Source organism: Paracoccus sp. S1E-3 (assembly GCF_013868135.1).
GTDB lineage: Bacteria > Pseudomonadota > Alphaproteobacteria > Rhodobacterales > Rhodobacteraceae > Paracoccus.
On the sequence record NZ_JACEMU010000013.1, the window covers coordinates 1 to 13661 of the forward strand.

The 13661-nt window shown below is 66.2% G+C and carries 13 protein-coding genes and 1 CRISPR repeat array; of the genes, 1 reads left to right on the forward strand and 12 read right to left on the reverse strand.

What is annotated here, in order from left to right; all coding sequences use genetic code 11:
- Positions 1 to 38: 38 nt before the first annotated feature.
- The 9 genes from H1S04_RS12865 to H1S04_RS12905 all read right to left on the reverse strand — a co-directional run bounded on the left by H1S04_RS12865 (position 39) and on the right by H1S04_RS12905 (position 8989).
- Positions 39 to 641 (reverse strand): plasmid pRiA4b ORF-3 family protein, encoded by a 603-nt coding sequence (locus tag H1S04_RS12865; RefSeq protein WP_181745529.1) that lies wholly within the window; start codon positions 639 to 641, stop codon positions 39 to 41.
- Positions 638 to 2290: an IS66 family transposase gene (locus H1S04_RS12870; RefSeq protein WP_181745530.1), complete on the reverse strand. Its 1653-nt coding sequence runs from the start codon at positions 2288 to 2290 to the stop codon at positions 638 to 640. The genes H1S04_RS12865 and H1S04_RS12870 overlap by 4 nt, the downstream gene beginning before the upstream one ends.
- A gap of 58 nt (positions 2291 to 2348) precedes the next feature.
- A complete protein-coding gene (tnpB, locus tag H1S04_RS12875; protein WP_112312267.1) occupies positions 2349 to 2699 on the reverse strand; it encodes an IS66 family insertion sequence element accessory protein TnpB in 351 nt (116 codons plus the stop codon).
- On the reverse strand, positions 2696 to 3106 hold the full coding sequence (locus H1S04_RS12880; RefSeq protein ID WP_181745531.1) for a transposase: 411 nt from the start codon (positions 3104 to 3106) through the stop codon (positions 2696 to 2698). The genes tnpB and H1S04_RS12880 overlap by 4 nt, the downstream gene beginning before the upstream one ends.
- A 50-nt stretch (positions 3107 to 3156) precedes the next feature.
- Positions 3157 to 3392: direct repeats of the CRISPR family, unit length 36 nt; unit sequence AGTGTAGCCATTCAGAAATCGCGGTCCAGCGGCAAC.
- Between the two features lie 75 nt (positions 3393 to 3467).
- On the reverse strand, positions 3468 to 5060 hold the full coding sequence (locus H1S04_RS12885; RefSeq protein WP_181745955.1) for an FGGY-family carbohydrate kinase: 1593 nt from the start codon (positions 5058 to 5060) through the stop codon (positions 3468 to 3470).
- 24 nt (positions 5061 to 5084) lie between these two features.
- Positions 5085 to 5816, reverse strand: a complete 732-nt coding sequence (locus H1S04_RS12890) for an SDR family oxidoreductase (protein WP_181745956.1) — start codon at positions 5814 to 5816, stop codon at positions 5085 to 5087.
- Between the two features lie 18 nt (positions 5817 to 5834).
- Entirely contained in the window at positions 5835 to 7079 is a 1245-nt protein-coding gene (locus H1S04_RS12895) for a sugar ABC transporter permease (protein WP_181745957.1), read from the reverse strand.
- Positions 7076 to 7885: an ATP-binding cassette domain-containing protein gene (locus tag H1S04_RS12900; RefSeq protein WP_181745958.1), complete on the reverse strand. Its 810-nt coding sequence runs from the start codon at positions 7883 to 7885 to the stop codon at positions 7076 to 7078. The genes H1S04_RS12895 and H1S04_RS12900 overlap by 4 nt, the downstream gene beginning before the upstream one ends.
- A 54-nt stretch (positions 7886 to 7939) precedes the next feature.
- Positions 7940 to 8989 (reverse strand): sugar ABC transporter substrate-binding protein, encoded by a 1050-nt coding sequence (locus H1S04_RS12905; RefSeq protein ID WP_181745959.1) that lies wholly within the window; start codon positions 8987 to 8989, stop codon positions 7940 to 7942.
- Positions 8990 to 9235: 246 nt separating this feature from the next.
- Here H1S04_RS12905 and H1S04_RS12910 point away from each other — a divergent pair, with 246 nt between their 5' ends.
- Positions 9236 to 10264: a LacI family DNA-binding transcriptional regulator gene (locus H1S04_RS12910; protein WP_181745960.1), complete on the forward strand. Its 1029-nt coding sequence runs from the start codon at positions 9236 to 9238 to the stop codon at positions 10262 to 10264.
- Between the two features lie 361 nt (positions 10265 to 10625).
- Here the strand turns inward: H1S04_RS12910 and H1S04_RS12915 are convergent, their stop codons facing one another.
- The 3 genes from H1S04_RS12915 to H1S04_RS12925 are packed head-to-tail and all read right to left on the reverse strand — an operon-like array spanning position 10626 to position 13651.
- The gene (locus tag H1S04_RS12915) at positions 10626 to 11393 is read right to left on the reverse strand and encodes an HpcH/HpaI aldolase/citrate lyase family protein (RefSeq protein WP_181745961.1); all 768 of its coding nucleotides are present in this window, start codon (positions 11391 to 11393) and stop codon (positions 10626 to 10628) included.
- 9 nt (positions 11394 to 11402) lie between these two features.
- Positions 11403 to 12185, reverse strand: coding sequence for a 2-oxo-hept-4-ene-1,7-dioate hydratase (gene hpaH, locus H1S04_RS12920; protein ID WP_181745962.1), 783 nt, complete (start codon positions 12183 to 12185; stop codon positions 11403 to 11405).
- 11 nt (positions 12186 to 12196) lie between these two features.
- Entirely contained in the window at positions 12197 to 13651 is a 1455-nt protein-coding gene (locus H1S04_RS12925) for a 2-hydroxymuconic semialdehyde dehydrogenase (RefSeq protein ID WP_181745963.1), read from the reverse strand.
- Between the last annotated feature and the right edge of the window lie 10 nt (positions 13652 to 13661).

Below are 13661 nucleotides of genomic sequence, written 5' to 3' on the forward strand. Positions count from 1 at the left end.
GTAACCATCCGGCGTAGGCCGCGGACGGGTGTCCGTGCTCAGGGAGTGGGCTTGGGTGCTTTGGGCTTGCCGGGCCGCGGGGACCATTTCTTCGCGAGTTGGTCAAAGCGTTCGACGATCCTGTCGATCCTGGCATCTTCGGGATCGAAGGTTGCACCTGACCAGCCGACCATGTCGTCGTGCTGCTCGTGGTCCGGATCTGCGAGGGCTTCGAGGAATTCCTCGTAGCCCGGAGCACCGCCGACATCCTCGGGCGGGCAGGCCCCGCTGGCCTTCAGAAGCCTTGGATAGGTCACGCCCGGGGTGGCCTCGGTGACCCGCTCGATCCGGATGCTGTGGTCCCAGTCATCGCCGAAGTCGTAGACATACTGGATCGTCCTGACGCCGGTATCCTCGAGCACCTTCTGCAGCGTCGCCTTCTTCGCGGGCATCGGGCCGTCGTAGAATCCGTCCGGACCGGGCACGCCCCAGCCCGCCCCCCCGGCCCTGAATTCGTAGAGATGGGTGTCCGTCCAGCCCATCGCCGCCTGGACCACCTCATGCAGCCGGTCGAGCCTGATCTTCAGCGGCACCTCGATATGGCGCATCGGCTGAGGATCGACGTCGTTCAGAAGGATCCGGAGGCGGGCGATCAGGGTCATGCGGCCCTCCTTTGCGGTATTTGCGACCAGTTCCAGGGAAGAAGTTCCGGCAGGCGCGACAGGGGTATGTCCGGCAGCCGGGCAAGGACATCGGCCAGCCAAGCCTGCGGGTCGACGTCATTCATCTTGGCCGTGACGATCAGGGAATACATGAAGGCGGCGCGGTCGCCACCGCGCGGAGATCCGGCGAAGAGCCAGGCTTTCCGCCCGAGGGCGACGCCCCGCAGCGCGCGTTCTGCTGCGTTGTTCGTCAGGCAGATGCGGCCATCATCGAGGAAGCAGGTGAAGGCGTCCCAGCGGCCGTCCTCCTCGAACATGTAGTTGATCGCCTTGGCGACGGGGTTGTGCTTCGACATTCGGGCGCGTTCGGTCCGCAACCAGTTGTGCAGATCCTGGACCATCGGGCGCACCAGCCGCTGACGGGCGTCATGGCGGGCCTCGGCGGTCAGGCCGGTGATCTCGCGCTCGGCATCGAAGATGGCGTCGAAGCGTTTGACCGATTCCAGCGCGATGGGCGAGATCTCCTCGGCCACCGATCTGCCCTTGCGGGCCGTGGCTTTGATATCCGCCAGTTCGAAGAACTTGCGCCGGGCATGCGACCAGCACAGCGCGCTCAGCACCGGCGCGGGCCTGTGGCTGGCATGATAGAGATCGTTGTAACCGCCATAGGCGTCAGCTTGCAGGATGCCGGTCCAGCCCGTCAAATGCCGGGTCGGGTGTTCTTTCCTGCGGTCGGTTGAGAAGTAATAGAGCGCTGCCGGCGGCGCCCCACCGGCAAAGGGCCGGTCATCCCGCAGATAGGTCCAGAGCCGGGCGGTTTGCGTGCCACCTTTGGCCAGCAGCGGCACGGTCGTGTCGTCAGCATGCAATCGCTCGGCGCCGAGGACATGGGCGCGGATCAGATCGTGGATCGGCTGCAGCGCCACGGCACAGGCCCCGACCTGATCGGCCAGGGTCGAGAGGCTGATCTCGACGCCCTCCTTCGCATAGCGCTCGGCCTGCCTGTTCAGGGGCTGATGCTGGCCAAACTTCTCGAACAGCACCATGGCCAGCAGGTTCGGGCCGGCCCAGCCCCGGGGTGTCGGGTGGAACGGCGCTGGCGGCTGGCTGATCTTCTCGCAGTCGCGGCAGGTGAACTTCTCGCGGACGGTTTGCACGACCTTCCACTGCCGCGGGATCACCTCCAGCGTCTCGGTGATGTCCTCGCCCATCTTCACGATGCGCGCCGAACCACAGCAAGTGCAGGAAGTCGGCGCCTTAACCACGACGCGCTCGCGGGGCAAATGCTCGGGGAACGGCTTGCGGGCTGGGCGGCGGCGTTCGAAGGCCGCGACCATCGCCCTCGGGCCCGTCGCCTCGGCTTTGGCCCGGTCATCGGCAATGTCGGTCTCGATGTCTTCGAGCTGCATCTCCAGTTGCTCGATCAGCCGGGCATGGCGTTCGGCACCATGGCCATATTGCTCGCGGCGGAGTTTGGCGATCTGCAGTCGGAGGTGCCGGATCATGTCTTCAGAGGCCGAGACGATCGCCTGAACCTGGGTCAACTCCCCCTTGGCGGCGACCAAGGCGTCCTCTGCGGCAGATGCGCGAGTCTCTGCCGCGGCGAGTGCGGCGCGCAGAACAGCGATCTCCGAGGTGGTCTCCGACATGCCGAAGACCTATCACGAAACCCCGGAATAGTCCAATAAAACAAGGGTATTTTGACTATCAACCCGCCGAGGCAGGCCGCTGCGTCCAGCGCGGATTGCGCCAGTCGATTCCTTCCAGAAGATAGCCGAGCTGCGCCGCCGAAACCGGAACGGCTGAGCCATTCTGGCTCACCGGCCAGATGAACTTCCCCGCCTCCAGCCGCTTCAGATACAGCGACATGCCGACCCCGTCGTGCCACAACACCTTGATCAGGTCACCCTTGCGCCCCCGGAAGCAGAAGATCTCGCCACCGTGCGGATCGCGACCCAGGCCCTGCTGGACCTTCAGCGCCAGGCTGTTCATCCCGCACCGCATGTCCGTCACCCCGCCTGCAATCCACACGCGCGCCCCCGCCGGAAAGGCGATCATGCGCTGTCCAGCACCGGAAGCAGCCGCGCCAGAATGACCGGGTCAATTCCCGCAGGAACCACGAGGTGCCGGCCATTCACCAGTGTGATCGCGACTGTGACGGCATCGGAGATCTCCAGCTCTGCCGCAGGTGATACCGATACAGGCACAGGTTCGGCAGCAATCATCACCGGCGCAAAGGTCAGGGCAGGCTCATTTCCGAGAAGGCCCTCGCGATAGTCCTTCCGCCAGCGCGTCAGCAACGCGCGAGAGATATCGTGACGCCGCGCCGTCAGCGCCACGCTGCGCGGGCGCGACAGGCTTTCCTCGACGATACGGATCTTCTCGGCAGCCGACCAGCGACGCTGCCGACCACTATCGGTCACCGAGAGAACCTCGACTTGGGAACTGAAGCTATGGGTGTCCATAGCTTCAGCCTCCTACATCCATCCCGCCTTCAGCGTCAGACGGTCCTCACCGGGAGCTTACTTCAGAAATCGCGGTCCAGCGGCAACGACTGTCACCGATGGCCGTGCCGATACCGCAGTGTAGCCATTCAGAAATCGCGGTCCAGCGGCAACGCCCGCCTTGTTCCAGCGCGGCAGTTGATCAGTGTAGCCATTCAGAAATCGCGGTCCAGCGGCAACTTCCTGAACCGCGCGAACGGCGGAGGCATAAGTGTAGCCATTCAGAAATCGCGGTCCAGCGGCAACGCCTGCTCCACGCCGCGCTCAGGTGCGGATGCGTCGCCCTCATGCGGAGGGGCGACGCACCCGGATCCTGCATAATTCAGTCGCGCAGGCTGCGGCCGAGCTGTTGCAGGCGGACGAAGGCGTCATAGCGGCGTTGATGCACCGTCTCGGCCCCCGGTTCCGGCTGGTAGACCGAGGATTTATGCGTCATCTGCGCCATCGCCTCGGGCATAGAGGCGAATGCCCCCGCCGCGAGCGCGCCGAGCATGGCCGAGCCGAGCAATACCGGCTCGTCGGCGCTGACCGCGACGACCGGGCGGCCGGCGGCATCGGCCAGCAGCTGCCGGATCAGCGGCAATTGCCCCGCCCCGCCCGAGATCACGATGCGATCGACCGAAGCACCCGCCTGGTCCTGCGTCTCGATGATCTGGCGCAGACCGTAGCCTACACCGCAGAGGCCGGCGATATACAGCGCGACGAGGCTGTCCACGTCCCGCGCCATGCCAAGCCCGGCGATGATGGCGCGGGCATGGGGGTCAGCGAAAGGCGCGCGGTTGCCCAGAAACTCGGGCACCACATGCAGACCATGGGCCAGCCCGACCACGCCCCCTGATCCGGACAGCGTTTCGGCGCGCGCCGCCAGCCAGACCGGCAGGGACTGACCCGCAGCCGCTGCGGCCTCGCGCGCCTCGGCGGCGGCGGGGTGGAAGGACAGCAATTGATCGATGGCGGCCCCGGCGGCGGACTGGCCGCCCTCGTTCAGCCACAGTCCGGGCACCATCGCCTGATAATAAGGCCCCCAGACGCCCGGCACGAAGACCGGCTGATCCGTCGAGGTCATCGTGCAGGAGGAGGTGCCGAAGACATAGGCGAGGTTGGATTGCGGGCTGCCCTCGGCGCCCACCGTGCCGATGCCGCCGGCATGCGCGTCGATCAGTCCGGCCGCAACTGGGGTGCCGGGGCTCAGCCCCAGATCGGCGGCGGCCTGATCGGTCAGCCCTTCCCCGAGCGGGGTGCCCGGCGCCACGACCCGCTGGCCGATCCGGGCGAAATCCTGATCGGCCAGATCATTCAGCCCGATGGTGCGGAAATAATCCGGGTCCCAGCGGCCTTCATGGGCGAGATAGGTCCATTTGCAGGTGACCGTGCAGGTGGACCGCGCCAGATCACCGGTCGCCCGCCAGGACAGATAATCTGCGAGATCGAAGAACTGCCATGCCCCGTCATAGGTCTCGGGCAGGTTCTCCTTCAGCCACAGCAGCTTGGGCGTCTCCATCTCGGGCGAGATGACGCCGCCGACATAGCGCAGCACCTGGTGGCCGGTGGCGTTGATCCGTTCGGCCTGATCGACGGCGCGGTGATCCATCCAGACGATGATGTTGCGGGCATCGTCGCCCGCTTGGCTGACGGTCAGGGGCGCGCCACCCGGCCCCAGCACCACCAGCGAGCAGGTGGCGTCGAAGCCGATCCCCTTGACGCGGGCGGGATCGATTCCGGCCATGGCCTCGCGCACCGCGGCGCAGATGGCGCCCCAGATATCGTCGCTGGACTGCTCCGCCACATCGCCCGCCTCGCGCCACATGCGGATGTCGCGCTTGGCTGCGGCAAGCATGGCGCCATGTGCATCGAACAGGCCCGCACGGGCGCTGCCGGTGCCCACATCCACGCCCAGGAAAACGGCGTCACTCATGGCGGTCTCCTTCGCTGAGGGGCGTCACAGATCGACGCTGTTGGGCAGGATCACCAGATCGCGGATGACCACGTTGCGCGGCCGCGACAGCATGAACAGCACCGCATCGGCGACCTCTTGCGGCTGCATCAGCGAGCCGTTCGCCAGCGCCTCCTCCATCTTGGCCTTGGGCCAGTCGTCCAGCAGCGCCGTCACCACCGGGCCCGGCAGAACCGCGCCCATGCGGATGCCGTGCGGACTGACCTGCCGGCGGGTGGCGTGCAGAAAGGCCTGAACGGCGAATTTCGAGGCGGTATAGACCGGCTCCCACACCACCGGGACGACACCAGCGACCGAGGAGGTGAAGATCACATCGCCGGTCTTCCGCTCGATCATGCCGGGCAGGACGGCCCGGACCGAACGGAAGGCGGCGTTGATGTTCAGATGCAGCATCCGGTCCCAGGCATCGGCGTCGCCCTCGGCCGCCGGGCCGCCGATATAGGCGCCGGCATTGGCGTGCAGAATGTCCAGCGGTGCGCCCGCCAGCGCCTCGATCTGCGCGGCGATGCCGTCGACCTGCGCGCCGTCCATCAGGTCGATGACCAGCGGCTTCGCCTTCGGCCCCAGCTCGGCGCAGAGCGTGTCCAGCCGGTCGGCGGCGCGGTCGATCAGCACGACGGTTGCGCCCTCGGCCAGCAGGGTTTTTGCGCATGCAAGCCCGATCCCCGAGGCCGCGCCGGTGATCGCCGCGACCTTGCCCTTCATCAGATCCGTCATATCGAAATTCCTTCCTTCTTAGCCACGGCCGTGGCTGGCACGGGACTGGCGGGCCAGGCTGTCGACAATGACCGCGATGGCCAGAACAGCGCCGGTGATCATGTAGCGCAGCGACGAGCTGAGGTTGAGCAGCGTCAGCCCGTTCGAAATCGCCTGAATGACCAGGATCCCCAGAAGCGCCGACCAGGCCGAGCCGCGCCCGCCGAACAGCGAGGTGCCGCCGATCACCGCCGCAGCGATCGCGTTCAGGTTCACGTCACCCGTTCCCGCCTGCTGGCTGGCGGTGGCGAGGCGCGCCGAGGCCAGAACGCCGCCCAATGCCGCCAGCGAGGAGCACAGCATGAAGGCGCTCATGCGGATGCGGTTGACGTTGATGCCGGAACGCCGGGCCGCCTCGCGGTTGCCGCCGACCGCGAACATCGAGCGGCCCCATTTCGTACGCGTCAGCAGATAGTTCATCACCACCACCAGCAGCACGAACAGCCCGAACATATAGGGCACGCCGCGCCCCTGATTCAGGTAGACCACCGCAATCAGCAGCGCCGCGGTCAGCAGACCGGCCTTGGCCAATAGCACGCTGAGGCCGGGGCTGGACAGGTTCGCGGCGGCCCGGCGGCGCATGACGGACAGCCCGTTCACCACCATGACGACGCCCGGCAGGATCGCCAGCAGAAGGCTCAACCAATGCGGCATGATCAGGATCTGGCCGAATTTCACCAGCGCCGAATTGTAGCTGAGGTTGATCGAGCCGGTCGGCCCGAGGATGTAAAGCTGCATCCCCAGCAGCGCCAGCAGCCCCGACAGGGTGGAGACGAAGCTGGGCATGCCGAACCGGTTCAGCAGCGTGGCATAGATCATGCCCATGACCGCGCCCGCCGCCAATGCGGCGAGGATCGCCACCGCCACCGGCAGGCCCATATTGGCCCAAAGAACCCCGATCAGCGCCGAGGCAAGCCCGCTCATCGATCCGACGGACAGGTCGATCTCGCCAAGGATCAGCACGCAGACGATGCCGAGCGAGATGCAGCCCACGGCGGCAGCATCGAACAACAGGTTCACCAGGTTGTTCGGCGCCAGAAAGACAGGGTTCAGCGAGGCGAAGACGGCGGAAATCAGCACCAGCCCGACAGCGACGGGCAGCATGCCCAGATCGCCCGAACGGACGCGGTCGACAAAGGCACGGATGGCGCCGCCAATGCCCTCGTCATGGCGGACGCGGCTGTCGGACCGGTCGAGCGCGGCGGGTTTGTTCGGATCGCTCATGCGGGCTGCTCCAGTTCTTCCTTGCGGGCGCGACGGCGCGAAACGGCGTTTTCGGTGGCCCCGGTGATGGCGGCGACCAGTTCGGAATTCGAGGTCTCGGCGGTGAAGATGCCGTTGTTGCGACCCAGACGCAGCACCACGATGCGGTCGGCGACGGCGCGCACGTCTTCCATATTGTGCGAAATCAGGACGACGCCGTGCCCGCGATCGCGCACCCGCTCAATCAGGTTCAGCACCTCGGCGGTCTGGGCCACGCCAAGCGCGGCGGTCGGTTCATCCAGCATGATGATCTTGGGGTCGAGCAGCAGCGAGCGGGCGATGGCGACGGTCTGGCGCTGCCCGCCCGAGAGCGACGCGATGGGCTCGCGGACCGAGGGGATGCGCGCGGCCAGCTCGCGCAGCAGGGTCCAGGCCCGGACCTCCATCTGCACCTCGTCGAGCGCCCAGGGCTTCAGTTCGTGACCCAGAAACAGGTTTGCGACCACGTCGAGATTCTCGCACAGGGCCAAGTCCTGAAACACTGTCGCGATGCCCATTTCCAGCGCCTTGCCGGGGCTGTCCAGCGTCACCGGCTGACCCATGAATTCGATGCTGCCGGCGGTCGGCTGATGCACACCGGCCAGCACCTTGACCAGCGTCGATTTGCCCGCGCCGTTATCGCCCACGAGGGCCACGACCTCGCCCGCGTTGATGTCCAGATCGATATCGGTCAGCGCGGAAACCGCCCCGAACTGTTTGGACACGCCGCGCAGTTTCAGGATCGGCTCGCCCTTGGCGGCATGCGTGGTCGGTTGGCTGGTGGCCATTCGCTGTCTCCTCCCCGGATGATGGCGCGCGGCGCGGAGCCGCGCGCCCGACGGTTACTGGGTGATGCCCAGTTCCTTGCAGGCATCGGCATAATCGGCGGTGCAGATCTGTTCGGGGGTCTGGATCCCCTTGTCGAAGATCTCTGCCTTGATGTTCTCGCGCGTGACGACGGCGGGCACGAACAGCTCGGACGGCGTGTTGTACAGCGTCGTCTTGGCCTCGGGCGTTTCGCCTTTCAGGAACTTCACCGCCACTTCGGCAGCGGCCTTGGCGACGATCTCGGACGGTTTCGAGATGGTGTTGTACTGGTCGCCCGCGATGATCAGCTGCAGCGCCGCAATGGTCGCATCATTGCCGGTGACCGGGGGCAACGGGTCCACGCCCGCCGCTTTCAAAGCGGCGATCGCGCCACCCGCGGTGCCGTCATTGGCCGCGACGATGCCGGTGATTTCATTGCCGAAGCGGGTGATCTGCCCTGCGGTCCATTCCTGCGCCTTCGGCGGCGCCCAGTCCGGCGTGTCGTATTCGGCCAGCGTTTTATAGGCCGATGCATCCAGCGACTTGTCGATCCCGTCCCGGATCAGCCCCGCTGCCGCATCGGTGGGCGAGCCATTGATCTGCAGCACGCCCGCGCCATCGGCCACGCCCTCGGCCTTCAGGTGATCGACCAGCGACTGGGCAATCGCCGCGCCGATCCCCTCATTGTCGAAGGAGACATAGTAATCCGCCGGCATGTCGGGGATCGGACGGTCATAGGCAATGATCTTGATGCCCTGGCTTTGGGCCATCTGCACCAGCCCGGCCGCCGCCGCGCTGTCGACCGGGTCCAGCACGATGACCTTGGCGCCCTGCGCAATGACCGAGTTCACCTGCTGCTGCTGCAGCGACACATCGGCATTGGCGTTCTGATAGATCACCGTGCAATCGGCGCAAAGCTCCTTCATCGCGGCCTGAAAACCGGGGAAGTCATGCTCCTCGTAGCGGGTCGAGGCCTGATCCGGCATCAGGAAGGCCACGGTCGCGGCCTCCTGCGCCAAGGCGGCGCCGCCCAGCACGCCGGCCATCAGGACCGATGCGGCGGCAATGGAATATCTGGTCTTCATCCTCAAGAAACCTCCCTGTTTGACATGCGCAGGCGACTTGGTGCGCCCGGCTGAAAGTCATGACAGACCACCCCGCCAAAGCGGTCGCGATGCCTGCAACAGATGACTTTCCTCCGCGCGCCCTCCCTGCAGCGCAACCGATGCAGCATGGATGCTCAATCGATGCAGCAAGATTGCCTTAGCCCCGCGAGGCTGTCAAGATGGCGGCATGTGGCGCGGTTTTCTCGTCGCGGGGGATGGGATCACATGGCCGAAAACAGCAGCAATTCTTCACGGCGGCCCACGATCTACGATCTGGCGCAGATCGCCGGTTCCAGTCCCAGCGCCGTCAGCGCGATCCTGAACGGCACCTGGAAGAAGCGCCGAATCAGCGCGGCGACGGCTGAGCGGGTGACCCGGATTGCGACCGAACAGGGCTATGCGGTGAATCTGCAGGCCAGCCTGCTGCGACGCGAGCGGTCGCATATCATCGGGATGATCGTGCCCAAATATGACAACCGCTATTTCGGCGCCATTGCCGAGCGGTTCGAAACCATGGCGCGCGCGCGCGGCCTGTTCCCCGTCATCACCTGCACCCAGCGCGATCCCGACCTGGAATTCGAGGCGGCGCGCGAGATGATCTCCTATCAGGCCGAGGCGCTGGTGGTGACCGGCGCCACCGACCCGGACCGGATCGCCGATTTCTGCGCAGCAGCGGGGGTCAGGGTCATCAATCTCGACCTGCCGGGCCGCAGGGCGCCCTCGGTGGTGTCTGACAATTTCGGTGGCGCCCGCGACCTGACCCGGCTGATCCTGTCGCGGCTGTCACAGGATTTCGGCGCGCCCTCGCCCCTGTGGTTCATCGGCGGCCGGCCGCAGGACCACAACACGCTGGAACGTCTGCGCGGCTTCCACGCCGCCCATGACGAGGCCGGGCTGACGGTGCCCCCCACGCAGGTCATCATGCCCGGCTATTCGCCCGACAAGGCCGCCACCGCGCTGATCGGGCGGGACTTCCCGGCGCGTTTCGGCATTTTCGTCAATTCCACCATCACCATGGAGGGCGTGGTCCGCTGGCTCAGCGAGACGCTCGACATGGACAGGGTGCGGCTGGGCTGTTTCGACTGGGACCCTTTCGCGGCACTTCTGCCGCAGAATGTCGGAATGGTGGAACAGGATGTCTCCAGCATGCTGCAACAGGTCTTCGACGCCATCGCCGAGGGCCGCGACCAACCCACCCGCATCAACGTTCCCTGCATCCTGCGCCCCCTGCCCGCACGCGTCGGCCAGCCGTAATCCCGTCAGCGCTGATGTCGACCCAGCTTGAAAGTTTCCGCAATGATCGCACCCCTGAGCGAGGGCAGAGGTGCCGCTTTGGCCTGCGCGTTTCTTCTTTCATGCCTTCCCCGCTTCGCGGGGTCAGCCCGCGCATGTGTGGCGCGATGCCGGGGCGCTGCGGGGGGACGGCGTCTGCGCTGTCCCTGCCGCAGCTAAAGCGACAGAACGCACGCTGCGGGCGTTCTCTGTGTGGCCTTCAGGTTTCGGCAGTTGCGGGCATGGTGTTTGCATTGCTGCGAATGCATCCCCGCAAGCAAATTATGCCATCCCCATCAGACACGGCGCGTGCAAGTACAGCCACGATTGAGGCTCGGCCCGTTCATCCGGCCCGCATCTCGGCCAGCACCCCTTGCGCACCTTTCAGCAGCAGCCCGAGATCGACGGCGCCCGCGACGAACTGATAGCCCCAGTCGCGATAGCGGCGGGCGTCGGTGGCATTGGTGGCGAGGATGCCGGGCGCCTTGCCAAGTGCGCCCAGCCGCGCTGCCGTATCGCGCAGCATCGCCTGGACCTCGTCGGCGCCGGTGCGGCCCAGATGGCCCATTGAGGCGGCGAGGTCCGAAGGCCCGATGAACACCCCGTCGACGCCGGGCACCGCCGCGATCTCCTCCAGCCGTTCCAGCGCGCTGCTGGTTTCGATCTGGACCAGAACCGCGATCTGGTCGTTCGCCACCTCGAAATAATCGCTGGTCAGCCCGAAGCGGCTGGCCCGCGTGCCGCCCGCCACGCCACGGATGCCATGCGGTGGATAGCGCGTGGCGGCGACGGCGGCAGCGGCTTCCTCAGGCGTTTCGACAAAGGGGATCAGCAGCGTCTGCGCGCCCATGTCGAGCGCGCGCTTGATCAGCACCTTGTCGTTCCACGCCGGCCGCACCACCGCCGCCGAACGACCAGCGGCGGCGGCCTGCAGCAGCGGTTGCAGCGCCCCCAGATCGACCGGCGCATGTTCGGTGTCGAACAGCAGCCAGTCGAAGCCGATCAGCGACAGCGCCTCGCTGCTGATCGGGCTCGCCAGTGACAGCCACAGCCCGTCCAGGGCCTCGCCCGTCAGCAGCCGGCGTTTGAACTCGTTACGCGGAGCTTCCATGGCGCCCCCTCACACAAACTGCACGGCGACGCTGCCGAGCGGGCCGAAATCGGCATGCAGCGTGTCGCCTTTCCTGGCCCAGACCGGGCGGGTGAAGCTGCCCGACAGCATCAGATCGCCGGGTTTCAGCGTCACATCGAAAGGCGCGAGCTTGTTCGCCAGCCAGGCGATCGCCATCGCCGGATGGCCCAGCACGCCCGCCGCCAGACCCGTCTCCTCGATCTCCGAATTGCGGTAGAAGACTGCGCCGATCCAGCGCAGATCGACCTCGTCGGGGCGGACCGGGCGGCCGCCCAGCACGATCCCCGCCGCCGCACCATTATCGGCGACGGTGTCGAAGATCTTGCGCGGCTCGGTCACGCGGGCATCGATGATCTCGATCGAGGGGACCACATATTCGGTGGCGCGCAGCACATCGACCAAGCCGACATTCGGGCCCTTCAAAGGCTCCTTCAAGATGAAGGTCAGCTCCGGTTCGACGCGGGGCACGCAGAAACTGTCGAAGGGCACCTTGGCCCCGTCCGACAGCACCAGATCGTCAAACAGATAGCCATAATCCGGTTCGTCGATCTTCGAGGCCGCCTGCATCGCTTTCGAGGTCAGGCCGATCTTGTGGCCGATGATCTTCGCCCCCGCCTTCACCTTGGCATCGGCCACCGCCGAGGAAATCGCATAGCTGTCGGCGATCTCGATTGCCGGGAACATCTCGGATGGGCGCATGCCCTGCACCTTGGTGCGGTGACTTTCCAGCAGGCTTGAAACCGCGCGCGCGCGTTGGTCTTCGGTCAGCATATCGGGGCCTTTCAGAGTTTGACGCAGACGTTGCGAAGTTCGGTATAGAATTCCAGCGAATGAACCCCGCCCTCGCGCCCGATACCGCTGGCTTTCGAGCCGCCGAAAGCGGTGCGCAGGTCGCGCAGGAACCAGCTGTTGATCCAGCTGATGCCCACATCGACGGCCTTGGCGGTGCGATGGGCGCGGCCCAGATTGGTGGTCCAGATCGAGGTGGCGAGGCCGTAAGGCGTGTCATTGGCCAGCGCTGTCACCTCGTCTTCGCTGTCGAAGGGGGTGAGGTGCGTGCAGGGGCCGAAGATTTCCTCGCGCACCACAGCGCTGTCCTCGGGCAGACCGGTCCAGACCGTGGGTTCGACCCAATAGCCGTTCTCATAGCCCTGCATGTCCGGCACGCCGCCGCCGGCAAGGATGGTCGCGCCGGCCTCGCGGGCCTTGGCGTAATAGGACAGAACCTTGTCGCGATGCTCGGCGCTGATGACGGTGCCCATGGTCGTCGCCGGATCGAAGGGGTCGCCGAAGCGATAGCCCCGCGCCTTCTGGGCCAGCCCTTCTGCGAAGCGGTCGAAGATGCCACGCTGGACATAGACCCGCTCGGTCCCCAGACAGACCTGCCCGGTATTAGCGAAACAGGCGCGGCCGATGCCTTCCAGCGCCGCATCCAGATCGGCGTCGTCAAAGACGATGCCCGCATTCTTGCCGCCGAGTTCCAGCGAGACCGGGCGCACGCCCCTGGCGGCGGCGCGCATGATCGCCTCGCCCGTGCGGGTCTCGCCGGTGAAGGTGATGCCGTCGACGCCGGGATGGCTGGTCAGGAACTCGCCCGCCGCATCGGGGCCAAGCCCGTGGACCACGTTATAAACGCCGGGCGGGATGCCGACCGCATTCATCACCTCGCCCAGCAGCGTGGCGGTTGCGGGGGTTTCCTCGGACGGTTTCACCACCACGGTATTGCCGCAGGCGAGCGCGGGCGCGACCTTCCAGGTCATCAGCAGCAGCGGCAGGTTCCACGGGCAGACGACGCCGATCACGCCGCGCGGGCTGCGCAGGGCATAATTCAGCGCGCCGGTGCCGTCCTGCGTCGCCATCTCGAAGGTTTCGGTCGAGGCGGTCAGTATCTGGTCGGCGAACACGTTGAAATTCGCCGCGCCGCGCGGGATATCGATATGGCTGGCAATGGAACGCGGCTTGCCGGTATCGCGGATCTCGGCCGCCAGAAACTCGTCGAAACGGGCGTTGATGCCATCGGCCAGCTTGCGCAGCAGCGCCACGCGTTCGGCTACCGGCATCCGGCCCCATGGACCTTTCAGCGCCGCGCGGGCGGCACCCACGGCGGCATCGACCTCGGCCCGGCCGGCGGCGGAGACCTCGCCGATGACCTCGCCCGTGGTCAGGAAATGGTTGGCGAAGGGCTGGGCCGAGCCTTTGACGAACTGCCCGTCGATGAAATTGAGATAGGTGGTCAACGCGAAGTCC